General features: G+C 71.0%; 21 protein-coding genes. All 21 read left to right on the top strand.

Annotated features, from left to right (window positions below):
- The first annotated feature begins 221 nt into the window (after positions 1–221).
- A complete protein-coding gene (locus tag EV371_RS20075) occupies positions 222–1,751 on the top strand; it encodes a class I adenylate-forming enzyme family protein (protein WP_165436756.1) in 1,530 nt (509 codons plus the stop codon).
- Positions 1,705–2,259 (top strand): NUDIX domain-containing protein, encoded by a 555-nt coding sequence (locus tag EV371_RS20070; protein ID WP_130463407.1) that lies wholly within the window; start codon positions 1,705–1,707, stop codon positions 2,257–2,259. Before EV371_RS20075 ends, EV371_RS20070 begins: the two co-directional genes overlap by 47 nt.
- A 69-nt stretch (positions 2,260–2,328) precedes the next feature.
- Positions 2,329–2,799, top strand: a complete 471-nt coding sequence (locus EV371_RS20065; protein ID WP_130463406.1) for an NUDIX domain-containing protein — start codon at positions 2,329–2,331, stop codon at positions 2,797–2,799.
- Positions 2,793–3,071 (top strand): phosphopantetheine-binding protein, encoded by a 279-nt coding sequence (locus tag EV371_RS20060; RefSeq protein ID WP_130463405.1) that lies wholly within the window; start codon positions 2,793–2,795, stop codon positions 3,069–3,071. Before EV371_RS20065 ends, EV371_RS20060 begins: the two co-directional genes overlap by 7 nt.
- Positions 3,068–3,871 carry a class I SAM-dependent methyltransferase gene (locus EV371_RS20055; protein ID WP_130463404.1) on the top strand — a complete coding sequence of 268 codons (804 nt, stop codon included), beginning with the start codon at positions 3,068–3,070 and terminating at the stop codon, positions 3,869–3,871. The genes EV371_RS20060 and EV371_RS20055 overlap by 4 nt, the downstream gene beginning before the upstream one ends.
- A 55-nt stretch (positions 3,872–3,926) precedes the next feature.
- Positions 3,927–5,756 (top strand): acyl-CoA dehydrogenase family protein, encoded by a 1,830-nt coding sequence (locus EV371_RS20050; protein ID WP_130463403.1) that lies wholly within the window; start codon positions 3,927–3,929, stop codon positions 5,754–5,756.
- Positions 5,753–7,486: an AMP-binding protein gene (locus EV371_RS20045; protein WP_130463402.1), complete on the top strand. Its 1,734-nt coding sequence runs from the start codon at positions 5,753–5,755 to the stop codon at positions 7,484–7,486. Before EV371_RS20050 ends, EV371_RS20045 begins: the two co-directional genes overlap by 4 nt.
- Positions 7,483–7,890: a phosphopantetheine-binding protein gene (locus tag EV371_RS20040; protein ID WP_486484712.1), complete on the top strand. Its 408-nt coding sequence runs from the start codon at positions 7,483–7,485 to the stop codon at positions 7,888–7,890. Before EV371_RS20045 ends, EV371_RS20040 begins: the two co-directional genes overlap by 4 nt.
- Positions 7,883–8,947 (top strand): SDR family oxidoreductase, encoded by a 1,065-nt coding sequence (locus tag EV371_RS20035; RefSeq protein ID WP_130463401.1) that lies wholly within the window; start codon positions 7,883–7,885, stop codon positions 8,945–8,947. The genes EV371_RS20040 and EV371_RS20035 overlap by 8 nt, the downstream gene beginning before the upstream one ends.
- 14 nt (positions 8,948–8,961) lie before the next feature.
- A complete protein-coding gene (locus tag EV371_RS20030) occupies positions 8,962–9,918 on the top strand; it encodes an isocitrate lyase/PEP mutase family protein (RefSeq protein ID WP_130463400.1) in 957 nt (318 codons plus the stop codon).
- A 189-nt stretch (positions 9,919–10,107) separates the two neighbouring features.
- Positions 10,108–10,773 carry a nucleoside/nucleotide kinase family protein gene (locus tag EV371_RS20025; RefSeq protein ID WP_165436754.1) on the top strand — a complete coding sequence of 222 codons (666 nt, stop codon included), beginning with the start codon at positions 10,108–10,110 and terminating at the stop codon, positions 10,771–10,773.
- Positions 10,774–10,799: 26 nt separating this feature from the next.
- Entirely contained in the window at positions 10,800–11,543 is a 744-nt protein-coding gene (locus tag EV371_RS20020) for a hypothetical protein (RefSeq protein ID WP_130463398.1), read from the top strand.
- Positions 11,544–11,596: 53 nt separating this feature from the next.
- Positions 11,597–12,583, top strand: coding sequence for a hypothetical protein (locus tag EV371_RS33475; protein ID WP_165436753.1), 987 nt, complete (start codon positions 11,597–11,599; stop codon positions 12,581–12,583).
- Complete coding sequence (locus EV371_RS20015; RefSeq protein ID WP_165436752.1) at positions 12,570–13,499, top strand: methyltransferase domain-containing protein; 930 nt, start codon at positions 12,570–12,572, stop codon at positions 13,497–13,499. The genes EV371_RS33475 and EV371_RS20015 overlap by 14 nt, the downstream gene beginning before the upstream one ends.
- Positions 13,496–14,140: a nucleoside/nucleotide kinase family protein gene (locus EV371_RS20010; protein ID WP_130463396.1), complete on the top strand. Its 645-nt coding sequence runs from the start codon at positions 13,496–13,498 to the stop codon at positions 14,138–14,140. Before EV371_RS20015 ends, EV371_RS20010 begins: the two co-directional genes overlap by 4 nt.
- A 3-nt stretch (positions 14,141–14,143) precedes the next feature.
- Complete coding sequence (locus EV371_RS20005; protein ID WP_130463395.1) at positions 14,144–15,142, top strand: nucleotidyltransferase domain-containing protein; 999 nt, start codon at positions 14,144–14,146, stop codon at positions 15,140–15,142.
- 10 nt (positions 15,143–15,152) lie between these two features.
- Entirely contained in the window at positions 15,153–15,617 is a 465-nt protein-coding gene (locus EV371_RS20000; protein WP_165436751.1) for a hypothetical protein, read from the top strand.
- An 8-nt stretch (positions 15,618–15,625) separates the two neighbouring features.
- Positions 15,626–16,222 carry an alpha/beta hydrolase family protein gene (locus tag EV371_RS19995; protein ID WP_130463393.1) on the top strand — a complete coding sequence of 199 codons (597 nt, stop codon included), beginning with the start codon at positions 15,626–15,628 and terminating at the stop codon, positions 16,220–16,222.
- Positions 16,219–17,172, top strand: coding sequence for a transglutaminase domain-containing protein (locus tag EV371_RS19990; protein WP_130463392.1), 954 nt, complete (start codon positions 16,219–16,221; stop codon positions 17,170–17,172). The genes EV371_RS19995 and EV371_RS19990 overlap by 4 nt, the downstream gene beginning before the upstream one ends.
- The gene (gene pgk, locus EV371_RS19985; RefSeq protein ID WP_130463391.1) at positions 17,169–18,368 is read left to right on the top strand and encodes a phosphoglycerate kinase; all 1,200 of its coding nucleotides are present in this window, start codon (positions 17,169–17,171) and stop codon (positions 18,366–18,368) included. Before EV371_RS19990 ends, pgk begins: the two co-directional genes overlap by 4 nt.
- A 221-nt stretch (positions 18,369–18,589) precedes the next feature.
- The gene (locus tag EV371_RS19980; RefSeq protein ID WP_130463390.1) at positions 18,590–24,682 is read left to right on the top strand and encodes an RHS repeat-associated core domain-containing protein; all 6,093 of its coding nucleotides are present in this window, start codon (positions 18,590–18,592) and stop codon (positions 24,680–24,682) included.
- The last annotated feature ends 605 nt before the right edge of the window (positions 24,683–25,287 follow it).

Here is a 25,287-nt window from a genome sequence, read left to right as displayed (position 1 = left end):
ACGGGGGACATTGATGAATGCGACCAACACTTGATCGTAATTTGACCGCAACCCGACCGTAGGGCCTGGCTGAACGCGGGTCTGCGTGTCATGACGCCGGTGTAGCGGTGATCTCCTGGGCAGACGGCCACGGCGTGCTCTGCCCTCACATGCACATTTCGCATGCACCTTGATTGGTTGTTCTCCTCGTGGTGGGAGCAGAGTGCGTGATGGAGTCATTGGTGGTTCCCGGCATGCTGCATGCGGCGGCCAAGGCCGTGCCGGAAACGATTGCATTGATTCTCGACGGCGATCGTGAGTTGACCTACGGACGCTGGCGGGAAAGGGCCGACCGGTTTGCGGTCGCGCTTCAGACCCGGGGTGTCAAACAGGCGGACCGGGTCGGCCTGGTCTACTCCGGTGGTGACTGGCTGGACTACGCCGTTGCCTATTTCGGAGTCCTGACCTGTGGCGCCACCGCCGTGCTGCTGTCGGGGCAGCCGCCCGCCGACAAGCTGGCGCGGCTGGCGGTCACCTACCGCCTGGCACTCGTGGTCGTGGGGTCGGGGGACGTCGGCTCCAGTGAGGCCTGCGCGGTGCTCCGACACGCCGACCTGGAGGGTGGCGTGGAGCCGGGTGCGAAGCCACGACCGGTCACCATCGGCCCCGACGACGTTGCGGAAATCATCTTCACGTCCGGCACCCAGGGGCTCTCCAAGGGTGTCGAGGCGACCCACCGCAGCATGCTGTACCGGAGCAAGCGACCCGACCCCCGGGTCCTGATGCACCCACTGCCGCTCGGCAGCGCCGCCGCCCAGATGCTCATGGTGGACGCCGTACGCGGCCACCAGACACTCGTGGTGATGTCCGAGTTCCACCCGGGACGGTTCTGCCGACTGGTCATCGCACACGAGCCATGCTGGATCGGCATGGCCCCGGCGGTCGGCGCGATGCTGGTTCGGGCCGGTGCGCACCGCAGGTTCCGGCTCAGCTCCGTCACCGGCGTGACGTTCGTCAGCGCTCCGCTGCAACCGGCCACCCTCGGCCAGCTCAGCCTGCTGTTCCCGGCCGCGACCATCCGCAACTACTACAGCTCGACCGAGGCGGCACCGGCGGGTGTGGGCACCGTGTTCGACCCGGCGCGGCCGCTCTCCGTCGGCAGACCGGACGACGGCTGTGAGGTGCGCGTGGTCGACGACGACGGCGACGAGGTAGCCGCCGGCGTGCGCGGCGAGGTCCTGTTGCGCGCGGAGGGCGCCGGCACCCGGCGGTACGCCGACGACCAGGCCGCCACCGACCGGACCTTCCGGGACGGCTGGGTGCGCACCGGTGACATCGGATACCTCGACGATGACGGATACCTGTTCCTGGTGGACAGGAGGGCCGACACGATCAACGCGGGAGGTATGAAGATCTCCACCCTGGAGGTGGAGCACGCGCTCGGTCAGCACCCGTCGGTGCTGGAGGTGGCGGTCTTCGGCCGGCGCCACCCCGTCCTCGGTGAGGTGGTCGAGGCGGCGGTGATCGTGGACCCGGAGTCCCCGGGGACCGATTCCGCGGCTCTCATTCGGTTCTGCGCCGAGCGGTTGGCCCGGCACCAGGTGCCGGCGCGAGTTCACCTGGTGGACGACTTTCCCCGCAACGCGTTGGGCAAGCCCCTCAAGCGGGTCCTGGCGGAACGGGCGGCCGACGCCGGTGGGCGGGAACGGGCGGGAGAGGAGAAGAATGATGGCCGGACCCGGTCTGGGCGAGAACTCTCCGCCCTCGGTTGACCCGCCCGGGCCGGGCCTGGGCGGCGCGGGGGCCACGGGTGCCGGACCGAACGGGCCGTCGATCAGGCTGACCACCAAAGCGGTGGTGGTACGCGACGGAGCACTTCTCCTGGTCGAGTACCGCTGCCCCGGCGACACCGGACACTTCAGTCTGCCCGGCGGCCGTACCCGACCGGGCGAGAGCCTCGCTGAGGCGCTCGCCCGCAAGGTGCGCGAGGAGACCTGCCTGGAGGTACGGGTAGGACCGCTGTTCCTGGTCGTCGAGTACGTGCCCGACCGGCACGGGCAGGTTCACGGGCCCCTGCACCGGGTCCAGCTCCTGTTCCGGTGCACAGCGTTGGACACCGGGCAGGAACCCCGGATGCCCGACACGCACGAGCCGGGCCAGTACGCGGTGCACTGGATGCCGCTGACCGAACTGCCCCGGATCCGGTTGCAGCCAGCGGTGGCGGAACCGTTGTGCGAGGCGTTGGCCGGTCCCGGCGGGCGAGACCTGCTGGCGTGGTGATCACTGCGGCGCGGTGACCCACGGGTGGTACTTCGGTGGAACCGACAACAGGATGGGAGAACGGGGACGATGAACGGGGCGCAGGCCATCAGCGTGAGCGTGAAGGCCGTTGTCATCGAGGACGACCGCATTCTGCTGGTCGAGTACCAGTATCCGGGCGACACCCACTACAACCTGCCCGGCGGCCGGGCCCGCTACGGCGAGCCGCTGCGTGAGGCGCTCGTCCGCAAGGTGCGGGAGGAGACCGGCGCCGAGGTCGAGGTGGACCGACTGCTCTTCGTGGTCGAGTACGTGCCGGAGCGCTGGGACTACGAGTTCGGCGACTACCAGAAGGTGCAGTTCAACTTCCTCTGCCGGATGGCGCCGGGAAGCCCGCGTCCCGCCATGCCGGAGGAACTCGACGACAAGTACCAGACCGCGGTGAGCTGGGTGCCGCTCGACGAGATGGAGCAGCTCGTCCTGCTGCCCAAGGTCACCCCCGCGATCAAGGCGGCGCTGGCCGAGGACGGCCGCGCGGACCCGTTGGTCGACCGATGGTAGCCGGCACCGATCCGGTCGAGGTTTGGGACGCCGAGTTCGAGAGCCTGTTGCGGGCGAACCTGCGGCTGTTGCCGGCCGACGAACGACTGACCGCCGACGCACCGCTGGCCGACCTCGGCCTCGACTCGGTGTCCACCCTGGAGATCCTTGCGGCCATCGAGGAGCGGTACGGCGTGGAGCTGGGCGAGGAAACGCTGAGCGACGAGGTTTTCGCCACCGCGGGGGCACTGTGGACCGCGCTGCGGACAGCGACGCCCGGGAGCAGCCGATGAACCGGGTCGACCCGCTCTGGAAGGTGGTGCAGGAAGGGCTGGCCACCTACCACCCCGACCGTATCGAGGACCACCCGTACGTGCGGTTCTACATGTTGAACGAGGGCCGTTTCCCGGACTTCCTCGGTCTGGCCGAGCAGGCGCACCCCGAGGTGTACGACGAGCTGATGCGGCGTTACCGGCAGCGCTGCTCCGGAGCACTGGATGAGGAAGCGCCTGGCCGGATCTCGCCCACCTCCCGTACCGCGCAGCACTTCTACTACCTGGTTCGGCTGGTCGCCAAACTGGGATCACCGGAGCCACACCGGATCTGCGAGATCGGGGGTGGCTACGGAAACATGATGCGGATGCTCGTGCAGCTCGGGCTGTGTCGCAGCTACCACGTGGTGGACATCGCGGGCGTTGTCGACCTGCAGCGCCGCTACGCCGCGCGGGTGCTCGACGCCGGGCAGCTCGCCCGGACCCGGGTCCTCAACGTGGAGGACGAGAAGGATGTCGTCGAGCTGAGCGCCACCCGGTACGACGTCGCGCTCTCCTTCTTCGCGGTCAGCGAGGTGCCGTACGAGATGCGCCAGTGGTATCTGGAGCGGGTGCTGTTCCCGGCCTCCGCGGTCTACCTCGTGGGTCAGCAGCGATGGCGCGCCCAGCCGGTCGGCGAGCATCTGATCGGGGCGTTGGCCGAGCGGTTCTCGCTGGACAAGTACGACTTCTTCGCGCCGTCCGACCAGGAGAGCCCCACCTTCGAACTGTTCGCCGACCGGCGAGCCGACGGCGCGGACAGCGTCCCGGGGCGGCCGTGATGGCGGTCCCGGTGTGCCGGGCGGCCATCCCGGGGTGCAGCGGCGGAGGCCGGCCGTGAGGTCCTACGGGTACGCCTCGACCTGGCGCCGGCTGATCCCGGGGCACCTGCTGGTCGACGCGGACTGGCTGGAGCCGGTCGAGGACCTGATCGCTCGGCCGGACATCCGGTCTCGGCTCCGGCAGCACGACCTCGACCGGAGCTACCCCCGGGACGTGGTGGAGAAGCTGTGGAGTCTGGGCGCGGGCACGGCGTTCGACCCGGACACGGCGACCGCCGCGCAGATCGGGGCGTTGAACGAACTGCTGGCCCGGCACAGCGGCAGCCTGGCCATCACGATCGGGGTCAACGGACTGGCGCTGCTTCCGGTCTACCTCCGAGCCACTCCCGCCCAGCGGGACCTGGTCCGGGTCCGGCAGGCCGACGGCGTCCTGGCCGGTCTGCTGCTGACCGAGTGGTCACACGGCTCGAACCTGTCCCGCAACACCGCGACGGCCACGGCCATCGGTCCGGCCACCGGGGGCGACCCGTCCGTCGGGGCTGCCCACCGCTACCGGGTGGCCGGGGAGAAGCATCTGATCAACGGCGGGACCGAGCACGACCTGCTGGTCACACTACTGAGACTGGGGCAGGAGGACGGCCCGTCCACCGCGGAGGAGCTCTTTGCACTGTTCCTGATCGACCGCGACGACACGGTACGTCCGCTGCCCGGTTGGGCCACCCTGCCCGTACCCGCTGCGGACATCTCGGGAGTACGGTTCGAAGGCACGTTGGTGCCGGCCGAGCGGATGATCGGCGCGCCCGGTGAGGGGCTGGAGATCATCGCGCAGACCCTGGCGCTGTCCCGGGGCGGTATCGGCGCGCTGGCCTCCGGCGCGGTCGGCGGCGCGCTCGCGGAGGCGCTTGGGTACGCATCGACCCGTGACGTCTACGGCGGCCCGATCATCGGGCTCGGCGCCATCGCCGAGCACCTGGTGCGGATGCGGGCACTCGACCTCCTGGTGTCCGCCACGTCGGTCAAGGCGACCGTCCTGTCCAACGCGATGGGAACGGCGGCGACGCACTTCACCGCCGTGGCCAAGTATGCCTGCTGCGCGTTGGCCGAGGCGGCTGTCGGCGAGGGCAGGGCGGTGCTCGGTGCCCGTGCGCTGCTGGAAGAGACGCACTACACCGGCTTCGTCCGGGACGTGCTGCTGTACGGCGTGTTCGACGGCACCAGTCACGTCATCCTCGACCAGCTGCGCTGGCGCCTGCGACGCTTCGCGGCCGCCGCGGAGGCCCCCGCGGAACCGGTGGCGCGACTTGCCGACGCCTACGCGGCGGCGCCCCGGGCGCTCGTGGACCTCGCCCGGCGGCGATCCAGGCCTTACCTACCACCGATCGCGGCCAGGTGCGCGGGCCTGGCCACGGCCAGTGGGTCGGCACGGGTGCGGGATCTGCACCGGTTGGTCTCCGAGCTGTGCGCGGTCTGCGCCAGGGTCCCCGCCGACGCCGACGACCAGGCGTGGTGGTTTGCCGCCGCGGCCATCCTGGCCGAGGCCGAGGCGCTGTTGGCGGCCTGCGAGCTGGTCGACCCGGACTGCCGGCGCGCGCTGGGCCTGACCGGAGTCCACCCGGAGGACCTGGAGGGAGCCCTGGACTACGCGCTCGGCTGGCGCTGCCCGGAACTGCTTGGCCGACTGGAGTCCCTCGCCGACGACCTCGGCGCACCGGTCACGTCACCGCCCGGTGGGACCGGGGCCGACGATGCTGCCGCCGACCCGGTCACGAGCGGTCGGGCCGCCGCCGGGTGGACCGCCGCCCGGCGGCGGGGGCGTCGGGCGCTGACCGGGGTGGGCCCCGGGTCGCACGCGGAGCGGTCCTCGACGGAGGGGCTTCCGTCATGACCGGAACGCCCGAGGGGCTGCTGTCGTGGTTGGACGACCCCGCCGAGGAGCGCGGGATCCGGTTCGCCGGTCCGGGCGACGAGTGGGAGTTCTGGTCGTACCGCCGGTTGGCCGAGTTGACCCGACGTGTCTCCACCGGACTGGCGGCGCGGCTTGAGCCGGGCGCGGTGGTGGGCATCGTGCAGGGATCCGGCCCGTCGTTCGTGGCGACCCTGTTCGGCGCGATGACGGCCGGATGCGTACCCTCACCGCTCGCCCCGCCGCTGGCGTTCCAGGACGCCGACGCGTACGCCGCGCATGCCGTCGGGCTGCTCCGGTCGTCCCGGGCAGCGGCGGTCGTCGCGGACGAGGATCTGGTGGCCGACCTGGCGCCGCTGGCTGCGGTGGCCGGCGTGCGCTGGGTGACCACGGCCGGTGAACTGACGCTCGGATGCCCGCCGGACGGGCCGGCGCCGGAGGCGCGGCGCCCAGCGGAACTGGCACTGGTGCAGTTCACCTCGGGCAGCAGCGGCGCGGCCAGGGGGGTACGGGTGCCTCGCCGGGCGGTCGAGGCCAACGTGGCGGCCATCCGGCGGTGGCTGGAGATGACGCAGGTCGACGTGACGGCGTCCTGGCTGCCGGTCCACCACGACATGGGTCTGATCGGCTGCCTACTGGCACCGGTGGTCAACCGGAGCGACCTCTGGCTGATGCGCCCCGAGCAGTTCGTTCGCAACCCGACGCGCTACCTGCGCTGCTTCGACACGTCCGGGGCCACCCGGGGAGGCGGGGCGGCGCTCACCGCGATGCCCAACTTCGGCCTGGCGCACATCGTCCGTCGGGTGCGCGCCGAGGCGCTGCGCGGCGTGGACCTCTCCGGGTGGCGCGCGGTCATCCTCGGCGCCGAGCGGATCGACGCCGCCATGCTGGAGGCGTTCGACGCGCTGCTGCGCCCGCACGGCTTCTCGCGCCGCGCCCTGCTTCCCGCGTACGGGCTGGCGGAGTCGACGCTGGCCGTGACCGGCCTGCCGCTGGCCGAGGAGTGGCGGGCCACGGTCGTGGACCCGGGCGGACTGGAAGCCGGGCGGCGGATGCCGACGCCCGTCTCGCCGGGCGCCGGTCGGCGGCTGGTCGGCTGCGGCAGGCCTCTGGCCGGTACCACCGTGGAGATCCGGGACGACGAGGGCAGGCTCCTGCCGCCAGGCACTCTCGGCGAGATCGTCGTACGCGGCCCCTCGGTCGCGGCCGGTTACCTGGAGGGAACCGCCGAGGGGTCGGCCAGCGCGTTCCTCCCGGACGGCGGCCTGCGCTGCGGCGACGCCGGTTTCCTCGGCGAGGACGGGCAGCTGTACGTGCTGGGCCGGCTCGGCGACAGCATCAAGGTACGTGGCCGGGCGGTGTTCGCCGAGGACATCGAGTCCGTGCTCGCCGAGGGAGGCATTCCGCCGTCCCGGGCGGTGGCGCTGCTCGGGGCGCGAGCCGGCGTACCCACCCTGGTCGTGGTGTTCGAGTCCGCCCGGCCCGAGTGGCTGGCATACGCCGCCACCTGCGCCCGGGCCCGGGCGGAGGGGGTGGAGATGGTCCTGCTCGACGCCCCTCGCGGCACTGTCGTACGGACGTCGAGCGGCAAGCCGAGGCGGCGTCTGCTCTGGTCGCGTTACCTGCGCGGCCAGTTGCCGGGCGTGGTCAGGTCCCCCGGCGACCAGGCGGTGTCCAACTCGGCTGTAGCGACGACCGGAGGTGTCGGTTGACCAGGAACGGTTTCGGCGACGGAGCGGCCGCCGTGTGGAACGAGGAGCGGCTACGGTCATCGGTGCGGGCGCTGGTCCTCGAACTCGCGCCGCACCCGGCGGTGTCACCATCCGCGGAGGCGCGGCTGGTGGAGGACCTGGGTTTTCACTCGCTGGCCCTGCTGGAGCTGGCGCTCACCCTCGAGGACGAGTTCGGCCTCCCGAAGATCAACCAGGCGGTCGCCCGGGGCATCCGCACGATCGGCGCGGTCGAGGACCACGTGGTTGGGGTTCTGACCGCGGCCGGGCCGGTTGACGCGGTCGATCCCGGAGGTGGGCGGACGGGGCTCGGACCGGTGGCGGATTCCGCCCGAAACGCGGGCGACGCCGTGCCGGACCCGACGCGGGAGCGGGCCGATGAGTAAGCCAGCGAGGGAGACCCCGGCAGGGCGTCCGGGCAGCATGCTCGTCACCGGAGCCAGCGGTATCGTCGGCAGTGAGCTGATGGCCCAGGCCCGCGCCCAGGGCTGGGATGTCGTCGGCGTGGGCCGGCGGGGCGACCCTGCCAACGGCGTGCTGACCTGGCGGATGGGCGCCGAGCCGCCGCCGGCCGAGATCGACCGGCCGTGGGACGTGGTCATCCACTCCGCGGCGGACACCCGGTGGAATCTGCCGCTCGCCGAGGCCCGGTCGGCGAACCTGGCCCCCACCGAGGCGCTCACCACGGTCGTGGGGCGGCAGACCTTCGTGGTGCACCTCTCGACGTTCTTTGCCGCCGGTCGCACCGGCACCGCGCGTTCGCCGGCACCGGAGGACTACCGCAACAGCTACGAGTGGTCCAAGGCAGCCGCCGAGCGGTTCGTCCGCGACACGTTTCCACGGTCCGTCATCGTCCGCCCACCCATGATCATCGGGCGGTCGACCGACGGGGTGATCACCCGCTTCAACGGCATCTACACGGTGCTCGGTGCTGCCACCTCGGGCCTGCTGGCGGTGGTGGTCGGCGATCCCGACGCGCGGGTCGAACTGGTACCGGTCGACGCCACGGCCGCCCTGGTGCTCGCCCTGGCCCGGGACCGGGACGACTCGGTGCCCGTGCACGTGCTGGGTGCGGGCGAGGAGTGCCTCACCCTGCGGGAGATCATGGAGATCGGATTCAGCGCGCTGAACGCCGTCCGTCGGGCCGAGGGCGTCGAACCGGTCGAGTCGCCCCCGTTCGTCGGGGTCGACGCCTGGGAACGCTTCTACCTCCCGTTCTCCCAACCGCATCTGAACGAGCGTCAACGGTTGACGATCGATATCCTCGACGCGTTTCGGCCGTACTTCGCGGAATCCATCACTCAGAACATCACCGACAAGGTCACCGATGTCGGGCCTGCGGTCGACACGGCGGTGCGCTGGTGGGCGCGCCGCCGTTCTCGTATCGCGCTTCGATCACCGTGGCGGTGGTCGCTCGGGTCAACTGGAAACGGACCGTTGTGAAAGGGCGCCTAGCGATGAAGACGAGGAACGCACGAGGGCTACTCGGCCCGCGGGCGCTGTGGATCGGCGTGTATGACGGGTTCTCCGCGAAGCTGGTGGCGAGATCGTGGCTAGCGGGCACCCTGCCGGCGGAGAGTGCGCTCTGGGTGTCGAGCTTCTGCGTGTCGGCGAGCCTGCGGGCATGCCCGGACGCGTCGATCGTGAGCTCGACCGAGATGATCGCGGTGGGACGGTACGTGGAGACGGCGGCCGGTGGGATGCCGGTCGTCCTCGACTGCGACTGCGGTTACGGGGACGCCGACGTCTTCCGGCACGTCATCGAAGAGATCTGCCGGACCAGCCGGATCGCGGCCGTTTGTTTCGAGGACAAGGTGTTCCCCAAGCGGAACTCCTTCTACGGACGGGACGAGCAGCACCTGGAGCGGCTGGACGTGTGCGTCGAGAAGATCCGGGCGGCGGCGGAAAGCCGGACCCGGCATCGCGACAACCTGGCCATCGTGGCGCGTACCGAGGCGCTGGTCGCCGGTCAGGGCGTGGACGCGGCGTTGGAACGGCTGGACGCGTTCGCCTCGGCAGGTGCCGACGCCCTGATGGTTCAGGCGACGGGCCCGATCGACGAACTCGACGAGGTGTGCCGGCGCTGGTGTGCGGTGTCCGACGTGCCGCTGGTGGCCGCGCCCACCATGTACCCCAACCATTCGCCGGAACATTTCTGGAGCAACGGCTTTGCCGTCTACATCTACGCCAACCAACTGCTGAGAGCCGCCGGGTACGCCGCCGACGCGACGCTGCACTCGCTCGCGGACACCCTCAGCCCGCCGGCAGCCCAGGCCGACGGGATGTGGTCGGTGACCGACCTCAACGACCTCGTGGGCGCCTCGCCGGAACAGCGGCGGGAGACGCTGCACAAACGTCGCCTGGAGGCGGTCGTCGGCGCCGGTATGGCGGCCGGCACGCCCCCTCCCGAATGAACCCTGCTCGCTTCCCGGCCCGGACGGAAGCAGCGGCGAAGGGCACCCTCCGGTGAAGTTGTTCGATGACCGGTCAGACCCGCTTCGAGCATGAGTTGTTTCGCATAGCCCAGGTCCGCGCACGAATACGATGACGGCGTTCGGCGACGTTCACGGCACGGCCGGATGCCGCGAGGAAATGGAGACCTGTTGAAGCGACACATGTTCGTCGTCCTCGAAGGGGGCGACGGCTCCGGGAAGACCAGCGTCCGGAAGCACCTCTTCCGACGGCTGGTGGACGCCGGTGACGAGGTGCTGACCGTCATACAGACGTCCTGGCTCGTGCCGGAGCACACCGAGGTCATCACCAACGCGCGGTTCCACCAGACGGAATATCCGCCGGAGGTGATCACGAGGGCTTATGTCGGCGACAAGGAGGCGACGACACGGTACTTCGTCGAGCCGCACCTGCCGTTCCGACATGTCGTCGGCGACCGCTACGTCGCCAGTGACATGGTCTACCACCGGCTGCTCTGGGACATACCGCCGGAACGCACGTACGAGGCGTACGCGGCGAGTTCGATCCGCTTTCCCGACCTGACGGTATTCGTCGACACCGACCCCGACACCGCGTACGCCAGGTTGCAGAACCGGGCCGGTGACCGGCGGAACCGATGGGACACGCTGGAGGCGCAGAAGACCCTGTACGAGGCCTTCCAGGAAGCGCTTTTCAGTGGGCGTTACCCCCGACTCGGCTCGGTGGTGCGGGTGGACAACCGGGGCTCCTTCGAACAGACCGCCGCCGCGGTCGACCGACACGTGCTGCCGCTGGTGAGGGCGGTCGGCGCGGAATCGACGTCCAGAGAAGGACGGTGATGCGATGCGCTGATGTCACGACAGGCGTGACCGACCGGAGAAGTCCCTCGCACGACGTCCGACAACTAGAGCGTAAGGAACTGGTCATGGTGTTGTTACCAACGATCCTGTGCTACTCGGTGGAAGGGTTCCTGCGACCGGCCGAGGCAGCCGAAATCTGCGACGAGATGGATATGCACAAGGCGGGCCTGCCCCAGGAGCGGGTGCTCGCGGGCGGCGGGAACTCGATTCACACCGTCAAGAACCTGACCGTCGAGCAGGCCGTGCAGGTGTACGAGCCGAAGGGACGGGTCGAGGTGCTGGAACTGCCGCCGCGGGTGCTCGACATTCTGGGCGAGGCGGTGTCCCGCAACATGCCCAACATCTGTCGTGCCTACCCCGAGGTGCGGACCGTCGGTCCCTGGTTCTACGTGGAGTACGAGCCGGGGCAGTTCATCACGCCGCACGCCGACCAGTACAAGAACAAGAATGCCCCGGAACACCCGAAGATCGGCGGGCTGAGTGTTCAGCTCAACGACGGTTTCACCGGCGGTGAGTTCTACGTGGAGACCTGTGGGTCGCCCGATATCTGGACCGAGGCGGACGGCGAGACCCGGCTCATCCGCCGGGCCAACGACTCCTCCGAGGAGTTCCGCTCCATTCCGCGTACCCGCTGGACGTCGACGCCCGCCGTGGGCACGGCCTTCATGTACGGATCGCAGTTGGTGCACGGGACGGAACCGGTCACTTCCGGGCGGATCCGGAAGGTCATCAGCTGGCTGGTGGGCTGAACGGCGATCCGGTCGGTCCGCGGACCGGCGGCGCGGAGAGAAGGGAGCGAGGGGTGAGTCTCACCCTTGAGGACGGTTGGACCACGCTCATCGACGGCCTGCAGGTCCATAGGTACTACCTGCAGGTGCAACCGGCCCGGGACCGGCAACTCGAACGGTGCCACGAACTGGCCCGGCGGCGGCCCGGCGGGGCCACCCTGCCACCGCTGCCCGAGTTGGTCTCCCGGTTCGGCGCGGGGCCGCTGGAACACCTGCTGCACCCGGCTCGCCCGGGTGGACCGGAGGTGCCGTCCCACGGCACCCCGCCGACGTCGTCGGCCGCGGCAGGTGGCCTGGCCGTGGTGGTCGACGAAGCCGCGTGCCTTTCGGCGGCCGGAGTGCCGCTCGTGCCGGTGGACGCGGTGGCCGCCGGCACGAGCGCGTGGCCGGACGGCACCGAGAAGGTGATCCGGGCGGCGTTCGAGCAGGCCGGCCTGAGTTACCTCCTGACGCTCTGCGCCGAGGTGGTGCTGCTGACCCCGCACGGGTCCGCGTCGGACGCACCGGGGGCGTCGGGCTCCCCTGACACTCCCGGTGCGGCGCCATGGTCGACGGTTCTGGTGTCCATCGGAACGTCGCCGCTGCGTCAGGCCGCCCTGCTGGCCGACGCCGCCGCACGGCAGATGCTTACCTGTTTCGCCCGCGCCGCCGACGCCGGTCGGGGCGGTGGCCGGCTTCGTTCGCCCGTGCGCGGCGCCGAGCGGCCGGTGACCGAGGTGGCGGCGGACATCATCGGTGTGGCGGCCGAGTGGCGACTGCTCCGGGCGGTCGTCCAGGGCGGCGGCCCGAGGCATGGCGGCGGCGCGGGTACAGGCGTGCCGGATTGGGTCGGCCGACGGCTGGCGGCGCTCGACGCCCTGCTGCCCGAGTGTGCCGCCGTACTGGAGCCGCTCCAGGAAGGGCTGGCGGAGCCGAACACGTACGACCTCGTCGCCGGCCTGCTGCCGGGGGAGCACCGGTTCGTCCGCTACCGGGAGGGCGGCGGACTTGGACAGCACTGACATCCGTCCGGTCACCGGCGCCGCCGTTCCGGTAGGCAGCCGGACGGCAGCCGATGGTGGCGAGGCCTTCGTCCACTACCTGGACCTGACTAGCACCCTGCGGTTCTTCCAGCGATACAAGGAGCGTTCGTACTCCGCGCTCGACCTCGACGCCGCGGCCCGGGTGCTGGACGCGGGCTGTGGCGTCGGCACCGACGCGTTTGCCCTGGCCGAGCGGATCGGGCCGGACGGTGTGGTGCACGGTGTCGACGTCGATCGGCATCTCGTGGACGAGGCGGTGGCCCGTGCCGCCGCCGAGGGCTGGTCCGAACGGGCGCGGTTCCACCTCGGCGACGTGACCGACCTGCCGTTTCCCGACGGGTCGTTCACCGCGTGCCGGGCCGACCGGGTGCTCGTCCACGTGGCGGAGGCCGGAACGGCTGTGCGGGAACTCGCCCGGGTCTGCCGGCCGGGCGGCGTGGTGTTCGTCAGCGACCCGGACTACGCGACCGTGGTGATCGACGCAGCGTGCCCGGAACTCACCGACACCATCGTCCGGGCGTACGCCGCCGGTCTCGCCAGCCCCTATGTGGCACACCGGCTGCCGTTGCTGTTCCGCCAGGCCGGCCTGCGGGATGTGACGGTCTCGGCCGACACCTTCGTGGTCTCCGACCTCGCCGTCGCCCAGCAGGTCCTGGAACTGGATCTGATGGCCGAGCGTGCCGTTCGCTCGGGCGCCGTCGACCGGCGGGCCGCCGACGGATGGCTGGAGGACCTCGGGGAACGCGCCAGCCGCCACGAGTTCTTCGCCGCGGTCACCGGGTTCGGCGTACGCGGCCGAAAACCAGGAGGTCCTTCCGGGACGGGTAGCCGGCGGGAAGGCGCCCAGCCGCCGTCCACGGTTCCCCGAGATCCAGCGTCAGGAGGCGAACGATGACATGGCCGCTGGCCGCCATCGAGGCGGTGTCCGGTGCGGGCAAGACAACAGTCCGAAAGCACCTGTTCCACGCGCTCGCCCAACGCGGCCAGCCGCCGCTCACGGTGAACCAGATCTCCTGGCTGGTGCCGGCGCAGGCCCGGGTGCTGACCCGGGCCTACTACCAGGGCCTGCCGACGCGGGCCGAGGAGATCCTTGACGCGTACCTGAGCGACAAGCAGACGCTCGCCGATCGTTTGATCAACCCGCACCGGGCCGAGCGTGTGGTCGTCGCGGACCGGTACGTCGCCAGCGACCTGGCGTACCAGGAGGCGATCTGGGGCCTGACGCCCGAACTGGTCTATCCCCGGTACCGCGCCGCCGACGTGCCCCTGCCCGACGTGGTCGTCTACCTGGACCGGCCCCGCGACGCCGTGCTGGAGCGGCTCCGAGGCAAGAAGCCGGAAGAGCGGGCCTGGTGGGAAAGCGAGGAAACCGTGGGCCGGCTGTACGACAGCTTCCAGCGGGTGCTGGCGCTGTTGGCGACCGACGGCGTCGAGGTGATCACTCTGGACGCCATGCAGGGTGCTGACGCGCTGCGGGAGGCCATCGACGCGTCGGTGGTGCCGAACCTGCTCGGCCAGCGGACCGGGAGGGCGTGAGGCATGGCCGGTTACTGGGGACGGGAAAGCGGATTCAGCACCGCCGACGCGCTGCGGGTGGTCGGCGTGCGCAGGCAGGAGGTGGAGCGGCTTGCCGGCAGCATCTTCGCCGACCGACCCGCCTTCCTGGTCGGTTCCCTGGCGGCGGGACTGGGCAATGAGGGCAGCGACATCGACGTACACGTCTTCACCGAAGGTGACGCGCCGGTCGGCCTGATGGAGCTGTTCGCGGGCGAACGGCCGGTCGAGGTGCAGCAGTTCGATCTCGGCATACCCCGGGGCCTCATGGCCGGGTTCCGGGCCAACGCCGCGGTCCGGCAGTTGAAGATCGGGCCGTGTGCGGTGGGCGGTGAGGCGCCGGCGCGCGCCACCCAACGCCGGATGGCTCACTGGCTGTACGCTCTGCCGTTCTCCGCCGACCAGATGCCGGCACGGGTCTTCGCGGAGGACGACGAGTCCTGGGTCCACGCGGTCCTGGTCCGTGGCGCGGTGGAGGAGACCCTGCTGTGCGCGGCAACTGCCATCCTTGCCGAGGAGACCGGCGCCTCCGCCACCGCCTACACCTGGCGGCGCACCGGACGCTGGCTGCTGGAGACCGTCGTGCGGGCGGCCGGTGATCTCTTCGTCGCGGAGAAGTGGCTACCCCGGAGGATCGCTCGGGCGGGCGTGGCGGCGAGTCTGGCCGGCGACCTGTACGGGCTGACCGATGGCGCGGGCTTCCGGAAGATGCTGGGCCGGCTCGGGGTCGAGGGGCTCGACCCGAAGGACGTGGTCGTGCTGCGCCGGCCCGACGACGCCGAGCCAGTGAAGATCGGTCCGGCCAGGTTCATCCTGCTGACGAAGACCCGGCTGGTGCAGGACACCGGGGTACCTGCGGGGCCGCTCGGCGACGCGCTGGCCGACGTCGGCCCGGAAGCGGTGTTGCGGGCGGTGGGCAGCCAGGAGTTGATTCCCAGAGTAGATCCGTCACGATTGGATGCGGTGCTCAGTGACCAGCTATGACGCCTACTGGATGGCGACTAGCGCGACCGTCGCCACCTGGGTCTACGCCCTGCACGTACAGCCGTTCCACGTGGATGTGGAGGCGGCGCTGGCGGCGACCGAGTGGCCGACCGCTACCGAGGCGGCGGGGTTGATGCTCAAGGAGATCGGGGTCTGCACGCTGGCCCTGCACGGCTACCGGGACACGCCGTTCGAGGCGGAGGTGCACGCCTCTCTGCTCACCCTCGAACCCGAGTTGGTCGAGACCATGAGTCGGGTGCCCGTACCGATCGGCGCGGGTGAAGCCGAGGCCCGATCCGCCGCGCGACTGGCGTTCGAAGCCGAGGAACGGCTGGTCGAACGGCTGCCGATCTACGTGCCGATGCTGCGCAGTCCGGAGGGCTTCTTCCCGGCGCTGCGGCTCGGCGCGGACCTGGACAAGCTCCGCGACACCCTGCAGATGCCCAAGACGTTCTGGCGCAACTGGATCCCGTGAGGCAGGGCGTGCGCGGGGGAGAGGCCGGCGCGGCCCCGCTGGCACTGGTGATGGTGGTGTCCGGCCCGGAGCGGCCCGCGATCCGCGCGGCCTGGTCCGACGCGGACGAACTGACCGCGGACCTGATCGTGCTCGACCCTGCCGAGGACGGTTGGCCGGGTACGCCCGGGCCCTCCACGCTGGCCGGATCGACCGGCGGCGGCCCGTACGCCGTGTTCGCCTCCGGCCCGGTGGTTCACGACACGGTGGCCGCGATCGCCGGGCTGTCCGGGAACGACCGTCCGGTTCGGCTCTTCATCGCGCACGCCCGGCCGCCCGTGTGGCGACCGGAGCGGCCACCCATGATCCACGTGCCGTGCGGGGTGCTGTCCGGCTTGCGCGACCCGGCGGCCCCGCCGGTCGCCATGGCCGGCTGGCGTCGTCACTGTGCCGGTCCGTTCAGCCTTCAGGTCTTCGACGCCGACGGCGGATTCCTGGGTACCCACAGCCGCGAGGCGCTCTCGGGGATCCTGGAGGACCTGCGGATGATGCCGACGCAGGCACCGGGCCGGGGATTCCGGAAGGTACGGGTTGACCCGGACGAACCGACCGGGGAGGCCCGGTGACCGGGGTGAGCGTGGACGAGATCGACCGGCTGGTGTCGCTCCTGCGCCGGATTCCGCTGCACGCCCGGCGATTTGCACTGACGCCGGCGGCGGCCCGGAGTTCGTACCGGCTCGACGCCGACCTGCTCGAACTGCTCGTGGCGGCCGGGCTGCCGCACGTGGGCACGGGCGAAGACCGGTTGTTCGACCACCATGACCTGCTCAACGTCTCGCTCTGTCTGCACCGGCGCTCGCCCCAGCGGGTGGCGATGCGGTACTGGGCGGCGGTGCTCGACCGACCCGTCGGCGAGTGTCGCGAGTACGAGCTCTCCTATCTCCCGGTGTGCCCGTCGCCCGGGCACCCGGGCGACTGCAGGTTCCTGCTGTGCGAGCCGGAGGGCCGAGAGTCGGTGCGGTGCGGCGCCGGCGACGGCGCGACCGCCCTGCTGACGGTGCGGGTGCGGCTGCTCAACGACTGGCCACCGCTCCCGGACGAACTCGTGGCGGTCATCCAGGAAACCGACGGGATCGAGTTCCACCGCGTGCCGGACAGCCTCCGCTGGGACGTCGGTTTCCTGCTCGGGCAGGGCTTCGGTGACTGCGCGGCGACCGCGCGCCTGCTTGTCGAGCGGGGCGTGCGCAGGGGACTCACCATGCGGCCGGTGTTCGGGCTCATCGTCGCGCCCCCGTACTCGGCGCCGCATTTCTGGGCGGAGGTGCTCGTCGACGGGCGGTGGGTGCCCGCCGACCCGGGGATCATCCGTGGCCTGATCCGGTGGGATCTACTGGATCCGGCCTGGCCGGTGTACCGCTCGCCGGGGGCGTTTCTGGCCCGCCTCAGTACCCGACACGCGTTCATCGCCTCGCACGAGGGCGTCGCCGCCGACGTCGCGGTACGTACCCGGCAACTGCCGACCACGGGTGCGTCCGGTCCGGGACCGGCATCGGAGCCGAGGGCGGGTGCCGGATGAGGCGATCCGATCCGGCCGGGACAACCATCCGAGGGCCGCTCGACGGGGTACCACTGCTGGCGGACGTGCCCATCGACGCGGGCGCGCGATGGATCTACACCGCCGGCTTCAACGTCGCGCCGGGTAGCCGGAGCATGGGACGGGTCGACATCGAGCGGGCCGACCTGGCCAGGCTCGCCGACCATGGGGCCAGGGTGGCCGTGCTGTCGCATCAGGGCGACGGGCCGCACAACGCCCGGCATCTCGGCCATGTGGCCCGTCATCTGAGCCGCACCCTGGGCCGGCGGGTCGGGTACCTGCCGATCAGCGTCGGCGACATGGCGAGGCGGGCGGCCCGCGCAATGCGCCCCGGAGACGTCGTGATCTTCGGTAACACCCGGTTCCATCCCGGTGAGCAGGCAAACGATTCGATGTTGGCGGGGGAGTTTGCCCAGCTCGGCGACCTGGTCGCCGTCGGTGGGTTCGCCAAGGCGCACCGGGTGCACGCGTCCAACGTGGGTATCCTGGCGTACCGGCCGGGCTTTGTCGCCCGCAGCATCGCAGACGAGATTCGACTGCTGGAGCCCTGGGCGCGGACGGACGAAGCGAGATACTCGGTCGCGGCCCTCGGCGGCACCAAGCTGGAGAAGTCCGAAGTCGGGCTGGCGCACCTGGTGGACCGGTACGACCTCGTCATCGTGGGCGGGGCCGTGCTCAACGCCGTCCTCGTGGCGCTCGGTCACCCCGTCGGCGGCTCGGAACTCGGCAGCCACCCGGAACGCTGCGTGGCCGCCGCCCGGAAAGTGCTGGCCCGGCCTACCAGGGCAGAGTTGTACGTCCCGGCACAGGTCGTCGTCGCGCCCAGGAACGGCACCGGGCCGGCCAGGGTGTGCCGGGTCGGCGAGCCGATCAGCGATGCCGAGTGGATCGTCGACCTCATCCTCGAACCGGGAGTCCTGCACCGGCTGGCCCGGCTTGGCGGGTCCGGGGGGCGGGGACTGCTGGCCGGTACGCCGGCACTGTACCGGCAGGGTCATCGGCGGACGACGGATCTCCTGCTCACCGCGTTCTCCTCGCCCGGGGCGCGCTCGCTGCTGCTGGGCGGTGACACCGTCGCCGAGCTGCCATGGAGCGGTCCGGCGAGCACCGGCGGCGGGTCGGCGTTGACCGTGCTCGCCACCGGGGGCTGCCGGCTGCTGGACGTCCTGCGACGGTGACGGCCGGAGCAGGACCTGCCGCCGTCCCGGCGTAGCGGTCGCCGATCGAGGCGGTTGGTGCGGCGGAACGCACATCGACGGTACACGCGCGCGTACAACCGGTGACCGACTCGCGTCCGGTTGAGAGTGCTTTGTGCCATCTCACGGCCTTGGTCGGAGGGGACCCGTCGCTACCATTCGACGACCACTGATGTGTGTCGATGCATGGTCGGGGGTTCGAGATGGACGGGACGGCACGGGTACGTGCAAGAGCCGCACTGATCGGCGGTACGGCACTCGCCCTGCTGCTGTCCGGGAACGTACCCGCCCGGGGTGCGCCGGCCGCCGGCAACGAGGCGCGTGCCGTCGCGCCGGCGGCGCTCTCGGTCGCCGGTACGCCGGTGGCCCGCAAGCCGGTGCCGCCGGACCCGGCGGAACGAGCCGCGGCCGGACCCGCCCCGGTCGCCGTCTGGCCGGCGCCGGGCACCGCGGAGGTGACCACGCCGGCCAGAGGTGGTGCGGGCGTCGCGGCAGCGTCCAGCCGCGCCGGTGACCTGCCGATCTGGCTCGGCGCGGCGGGACCGGAGAGCGTCCGTACCAGGGTCGAGGTGCTCGCCCCGGACCAGCCGCGGCGACTCGGCATCACCGGCATGCTGATCCGGCTCGGCCGCGCGGACCCGGCTGCGGGGACCAAGCCCGCCCGGGTGGCGCTGGAGGTGGACTATTCCGCCTTCCGGGCGGCGGTCGGCGGCGAGTTCGCCGCCCGGCTGCGCCTGGTCCGGCTGCCCGACTGCGCGCTGTCGGCCAGCTGCGCGACCGGCGCGGCCGAGGTGACCACCCGCAACCGGTTCCGGGACAGCCGGCTGCGGGCCGAGGTGGAGGTGCCGGCCACCGGCAGCGCCCTGTACGCGGTGATGGCCGCCCCGTCCGGCAGCACCGGTTCGTTCGCCGCGACCGAACTGGCCCCGTCCGCCCGATGGCAGGTCGGATTGCAGTCCGGTGAATTCACCTGGTCGTACGGGATGAAGGCGCCGCAGGTGCCGGGCCCGGAGCCTGAGCTGTCCCTTACCTACTCGTCGGGCGGCGTGGACGGCCGGATGGGCTCGTCGAACAACCAGCCGTCCTGGGTCGGTGAGGGCTTCGACCTCGCGCCCGGCTACATCCAGCGCTCGTACCGGCAGTGTCAGAAGGACAGCGGCGGCAACGCGGGCACCCTCGACCAGTGCTGGGTGTCGCAGAACGCCACCTCGGTCTTCGACGGGGTGGGCGGGGAACTGGTCCGGGACGATGTCACCGGCACGTGGCGGGCGCAGGAGGACAACGGCTGGCGAGTCGAGTTGCTCACCGGCGCCAACAACGGTGACAACGACGGTGAGCACTGGCGGCTGACCTCGCCCGAGGGCACCCAGTACTACTTCGGCCTGAATCGGCTACCCGGCTGGACCGGCGGGCAGACCGAGACGCAGTCCGCCTGGACCGTCCCGGTCTTCGGCAACCACCCGGACGAGCCGTGCCGCACCAGCAACCCGGCCACCTCCTGGTGCCACCAGGCGTACCGGTGGAACCTGGACTACGTCGTCGACCGGCACGGCGACGTGATCTCGTACCACTACCAGAAGGAAACCAACTCCTACGGGCGCTGGAACGGTATGCCGTACTTCGGCGAGACCACACCGTACACCCGGGGTGGCTACCTGGCCCGGGTGGACTACGGCCAGCGGGCCGACTCGATCTACACCCGCCCGGCCCCGGCCCGGATCGTCTACACCGTGGCCGACCGCTGCCGGACCACCGGCACCGCGTGCGACCCGGCGAACCCGGCCAACTGGAAGAACTGGCCGGACACCCCGTGGGACCAGAGCTGCGTCAGCTCCTGCACGTACTACTGGGAGCCGACGTTCTGGAGCGGCAAGCGGCTCGCCTCGGTCGCCACCGAGGTGCAGACCGGCGGCGGTTACGCGCGGGTGGACTCGTGGACCCTGCGCCACTCCTATCCCGACCCGTACCCGTCGTCGGAGCCGTGGGGCGAGGAGGGCGACGCCAGCCGGTCGCTGTGGCTCAATGGCATCACCCGTACCGGGCAGGTGGACGGGACGATCGCCCTGCCCGAGGTGACCTTCGCCGGCGTGGCGCTGGCCAACCGGCACAACTCCAACCAGGATTTCCCCAGCCTCTACAAGTGGCGGGTCGCGGCGATCAACAACGAGACCGGTGGCCGGACCGAGGTGCGGTACTCGTCCGCGCAGTGCGGCGTCGAGCCGTACCTCGCCCCGGACCGCAACGTGAGCCGCTGCTACCCGCACAGTGACCTCCCGTCGCCGTACGGCGGTCCCGACGTGTTCTACAAGTACCTGGTGGCCGGGGTGACCGAGCGCGACCTGGTGGGCGGCAACCCGGACCAGGTCACCGAATACGAGTACGTCGGTGGGGCCGCCTGGCGGTACGACGACTCGGACGCCACGCCGACCGCCGACCGGACCTGGAACCAGTGGCGCGGGTACGAGAAGGTGCGGGTCCGCACCGGCAGCCCGGGATCGGGCACCCAGACCCTGACCGAGCACCTGTTCCTGCGCGGCATGCACGGCGACCCGAACCTCGACGGCACGACCAAGACCGTCCGGGTGGCCGACTCACGCGGCGGCGTCGTGAACGACCAGCCGTACTGGCGCGGCTTCGCCCGGGAGAAGACGGCGTTCGCGGTGGCCACCGGTGCGGCCGTCGAGACCACCCTGTCCGAGCCGATGCAGATCCGACGCACGGCCACCCGGGTCCGGCCGCACGGCGCGCTGGAGGCACACCTGATCGGCGAGAAGGTGGCGCAGACGGTGACCACGCTCTCCGGGGCGACCCGGACCACCGAGGTCCGCAACGACTACGACAGCTACGGCCGGCTGATCCGCACCAACGATCTGGGCGACGTCGCGGTGGCCGGGGACGACGTGTGCAACCGGGCCACCTACCTCGACAACCTGTCCGCCTGGGTGCTCAACGCGCAGGCCCGGGTGGAGACCGTGGGGGTGTCCTGCGACGCCACCCCCAGCTACCCGGCCGACCTGGTCTCCGACCGTCGGTTCTACTTCGACGGATCGACCGTGTGGGGTGCCACGCCCAGCAGCGGAGACGTCACCCGGGTCGAGGAGGCGACCGGTCACAGCGGTGGGGCGCCGGTCTACGTGGTGACCGAGCGGATGGTGCGGGACGCGCACGGGCGGATCGTCGAGAAGTTCGACGCGTTGGGCAACCGGACCATGTCCACGTACGGCCCGGCGACCGGCGCGCCGCCGACCGTGCTGACCGTCACCAATCCGCTCGGGCACGTCACCACGACGAACTTCCACCCGCTGCTCGGGGTGGCGGTACGCACGGTGGACCAGAACAACCGGGTGGTCGAGACCGCCCACGACGCGCTGGGGCGGGTGCTGCGGGCCTGGGGTCCGGGCCGGGACCGGGCCAGCCAGACCCCGACCGTGGAGTTCGGGTACACGATCCGCAACACCGGGCCGTCGGTGGTGGAGACCCGCGCGCTGCTACCCGGCGGCAGCGGCTACCGCAGCAGCTTCACGTTGCACGACGGGCTCTTGCGGGAACGGCAGACGCAGTCCCCGTCACCGGCCGGCGGGCGGATCGTGGTCGACACCCGGTACGACGCGCACGGCCGGGTGGACCGCACCAGCGGTCCGTACTGGAACAACCAGGCCGGTCCGGGCGGGACCCTGCTCGACGTACCGGACTCGTCGATCCCGGCCCTGACCCGGTTCCTCTACGACGGGGCGAACCGCGAGACGGCCGAGATCTTCCTGAGCAACGGGGTGGAGAGGTGGCGCACCACGACCACGTACGGCGGGAACTGGATGGCGGTCGACCCGCCCGCCGGCCAGACCGCTACCCGTGAGGTCTACGACGGACTGCACCGGGTGGTGGAGCTGCACCAGTTCGTCGGCGGCGCCCCGACCGGGCTGTACGAGGTGACCCGGTACGGCTACGACAAGGCCGGGAACCTGGCCACGGTGACCGACCCGGCCGGCAACGTCTGGCGGAACTCGTACGACCTGCGCGGGCGCAAGACCCGTACGGAGGATCCGGACACCGGCACCAGCACGTCCAGCTACGACCACGAGGGCCGGGTCACCTCGACCACCGACGGGCGGGGCCGAACCCTGGCGCACACCTACGACGCGCTGGGCCGCAAGACCGGCACGTACGAGGGTTCGACCGGCGGGGCGAAGCTGGCCGAGTGGAGCTACGACACCGCACCGGGCGGCCGGGGACTGGTCGCGGGGGCGACCCGGCACGCGGGCGGCCACGCGTACCGCACCGAGGTGCTCGGGTACGACGGGGCAGGTCGGCCCACCGGGAACGCGTTGGTGCTCCCGGCCGCAGAGGGGGCGCTCGCCGGGCGGTACGAGACCCGGTTCGAGTACAACGCGGGCGGGCAGGTCACCGCGACCCACCTGCCGGGTGCTGGCGACCTGCCGGCGGAAACGCTGCGGCACGGGTACGGGGCGGGCGTGCTGAGCCTGCCGACCACGCTGGACACGTCGAGCACGACGCTGGTCGCCTCGACGGCATACACCGAGCTTGGGGAGCTGCGAGCGCTGTCGCTGGGTGCCGCGCCGGTGCAGGTGACCCGGGAGTTCGGCTACGAGACCGATACCCGGCGGCAGGCCAGCGCGGTGACCCGGACGAAGGCGGGTGGCACCGAGACCACGGTGTCGTCGGTCGGCTACAGCTACGACGCGAGCGGCAACGTGACCCGGATCGCGGACACGGCGGTGGCCGACACCCAGTGCTTCCGCTCCGACTACCTGCGCCGGCTCACCGAGGCCTGGACCCCGGCGTCCGGGGAGTGCGGCACGCCGCCCAGCGTGGCCTCCCTCGGCGGGCCGGCGCTGTACTGGCATTCGTACCGCTACGACAACGTCGGCAACCGCACCTCGGAGACCTTCCGCTCGGCCGGCGGCGACACGGTCCGCTCCTACACCTATCCGGCCGCCGGCAGCCCGCAGCCGCACACGGTGCGATCGGTGACCACCACCGGGCCGGGCGGCTCCCGCACCGACACCTACGCCCACGACGCCGACGGCAACACCACGGTCCGGACGGTCGACGGGGTGGCGCAGCAGTTGACCTGGGACGTGCAGGGGCAGCTCGGCTCGGTCACCGAGAACGGGAAGGCGGACACCTCCTACCTGTACGACGCGGATGGCGCCCGGTTGATCCGGCGTGACCCGGGCGGCACCACCGTCTACCTGGGTGACACCGAGCTGCGGTTGGCGGCCGGCGCGACGACGGTGACCGGTACCCGGTACTACGCCTTCGGCGAGCGGGCCGTCGCGGTCCGTACCACCGGAAAGCTGACCTGGCTGGTGCCGGACCATCACGGCACCGGGCAGCTGGCCATCGACGCCGCCACCTCGCAGGTCACCCGCCGGTACCTGCTGCCGTTCGGCAACCCGCGCGGCCCGGTGCCGCCGGGCTGGCCGGGTGAGCGGGGCTTCGTCGGCGGGACCGTCGACGGCACCGGGCTGGTACAGCTGGGAGCCCGCGAGTACGACCCGGACATCGGGCGGTTCGTGTCCGTCGACCCGCTGATCGACACCGACGATCCTCAACAGCTGCACGGGTACGCGTACGCGAACAACAGCCCGGTCACGTTCACCGACCCGGACGGGTTGCTGGCCAACGCGAAGGAGAAGCCGAAGCCGAAGAAGCCGAGGGAGCCGAAGGAGCGCAAGCCGGACCCGCGCCTGGTCGGGGTGCGGGACAAGGAGATGCGGGAGCGGATTGTCAAGATCGCTGAGGCGGAGTGGAAGCGGTCGCAGAAGCTCGCCAAGAAGTACGGCGGTCTCGACAAGATCCCCGAGTCCGAGTTCGACAAGTACTTCAAGGAGCTTCGCAAGATGCTCGGCAAGAAGCTCTACAACGAGAAGTTCGGCTCCTGGTTCGAGAACGCCGACGCCAGAACGGCCTGGTGCGGGGTCTTCGCCACCTGGGTGCTGGTCAAGGCCGGCGTGAATCCCAAGGACCTACCCAAAGGGGCGGCGTGGGCGACGAACTGGGGCCGGAACGACGGTAAACACCGAGATCCGCGTCCCGGCGACATCGTGGTGTTCGGGAAGCCCGGAGCGGACGGGCACGTGGAGTTCGTGACCAAGGTGCACAAGGACGGCACGATCACCACGATCGGCGGCAACCGCAGGAACCGGGTGAACAAGCAGCGGATCGATCCGAGAAAGGCCACCGCGGGCGCGTCACAGAAGATCTGGCGCTACATCAGCCCACCGGTGTACGTGGCCGGCTGGAGGGACCCGCAGGGGAACTTCGCCTGGAAGTGAGCCGGCGCGGATAGTCGCGCCGTGGTCGGGGCGGCCCGGATCGACGGGCCGCCCCGACGCGCGGATGACCCCGGCGGGTGCCGAAAACTCGCCCGGAGCCCGGGACGCCCTCGTCCTTCTCTCCGGGCCGGAGCCGGGTGCCGACTCCGCCGACCGGCTGGCGAAGCCGGCGACAACGGACGACGGCCCCGGACCGATCGGCTCAGGGGCACCGGGCCAACGTAGTCCGCCAACTGACCCAGGATCGGGGCGTCCGCAGATCGCTCCAGAAAACTGGACGCCCCGATCGCCCCGACATTCCGCCGAAGTCGCACGGGCGAATGTTTCGGTACCGGTGGGTCGACGGTGGACGCGATCGAGGATTGTCCTCCGGTCCGATCCCGACGGCTCGGGTCGTTCCCCTCTCCTACCTGCACCGACCTGCGTCCGCCGGCTTGCCGGCATCCGGTCGGCTTCCGGAACGTTTCCGGAAGCCGTTGACAGTGCGGCCGGCCGGTATCGATACTGATCCTTCTGAGGCATGCATATGCGTCAATTGTTGACGTCAAGCATCAAGGAGGTCCGGTGACCAGCGGCCTGAGACAGCGTAAGAAAATTACTCGGAT

The sequence above is a fragment of the Plantactinospora sp. CNZ321 genome, from assembly GCF_004217235.1.
This window is presented reverse-complemented; position numbering and strand designations above follow the sequence as displayed.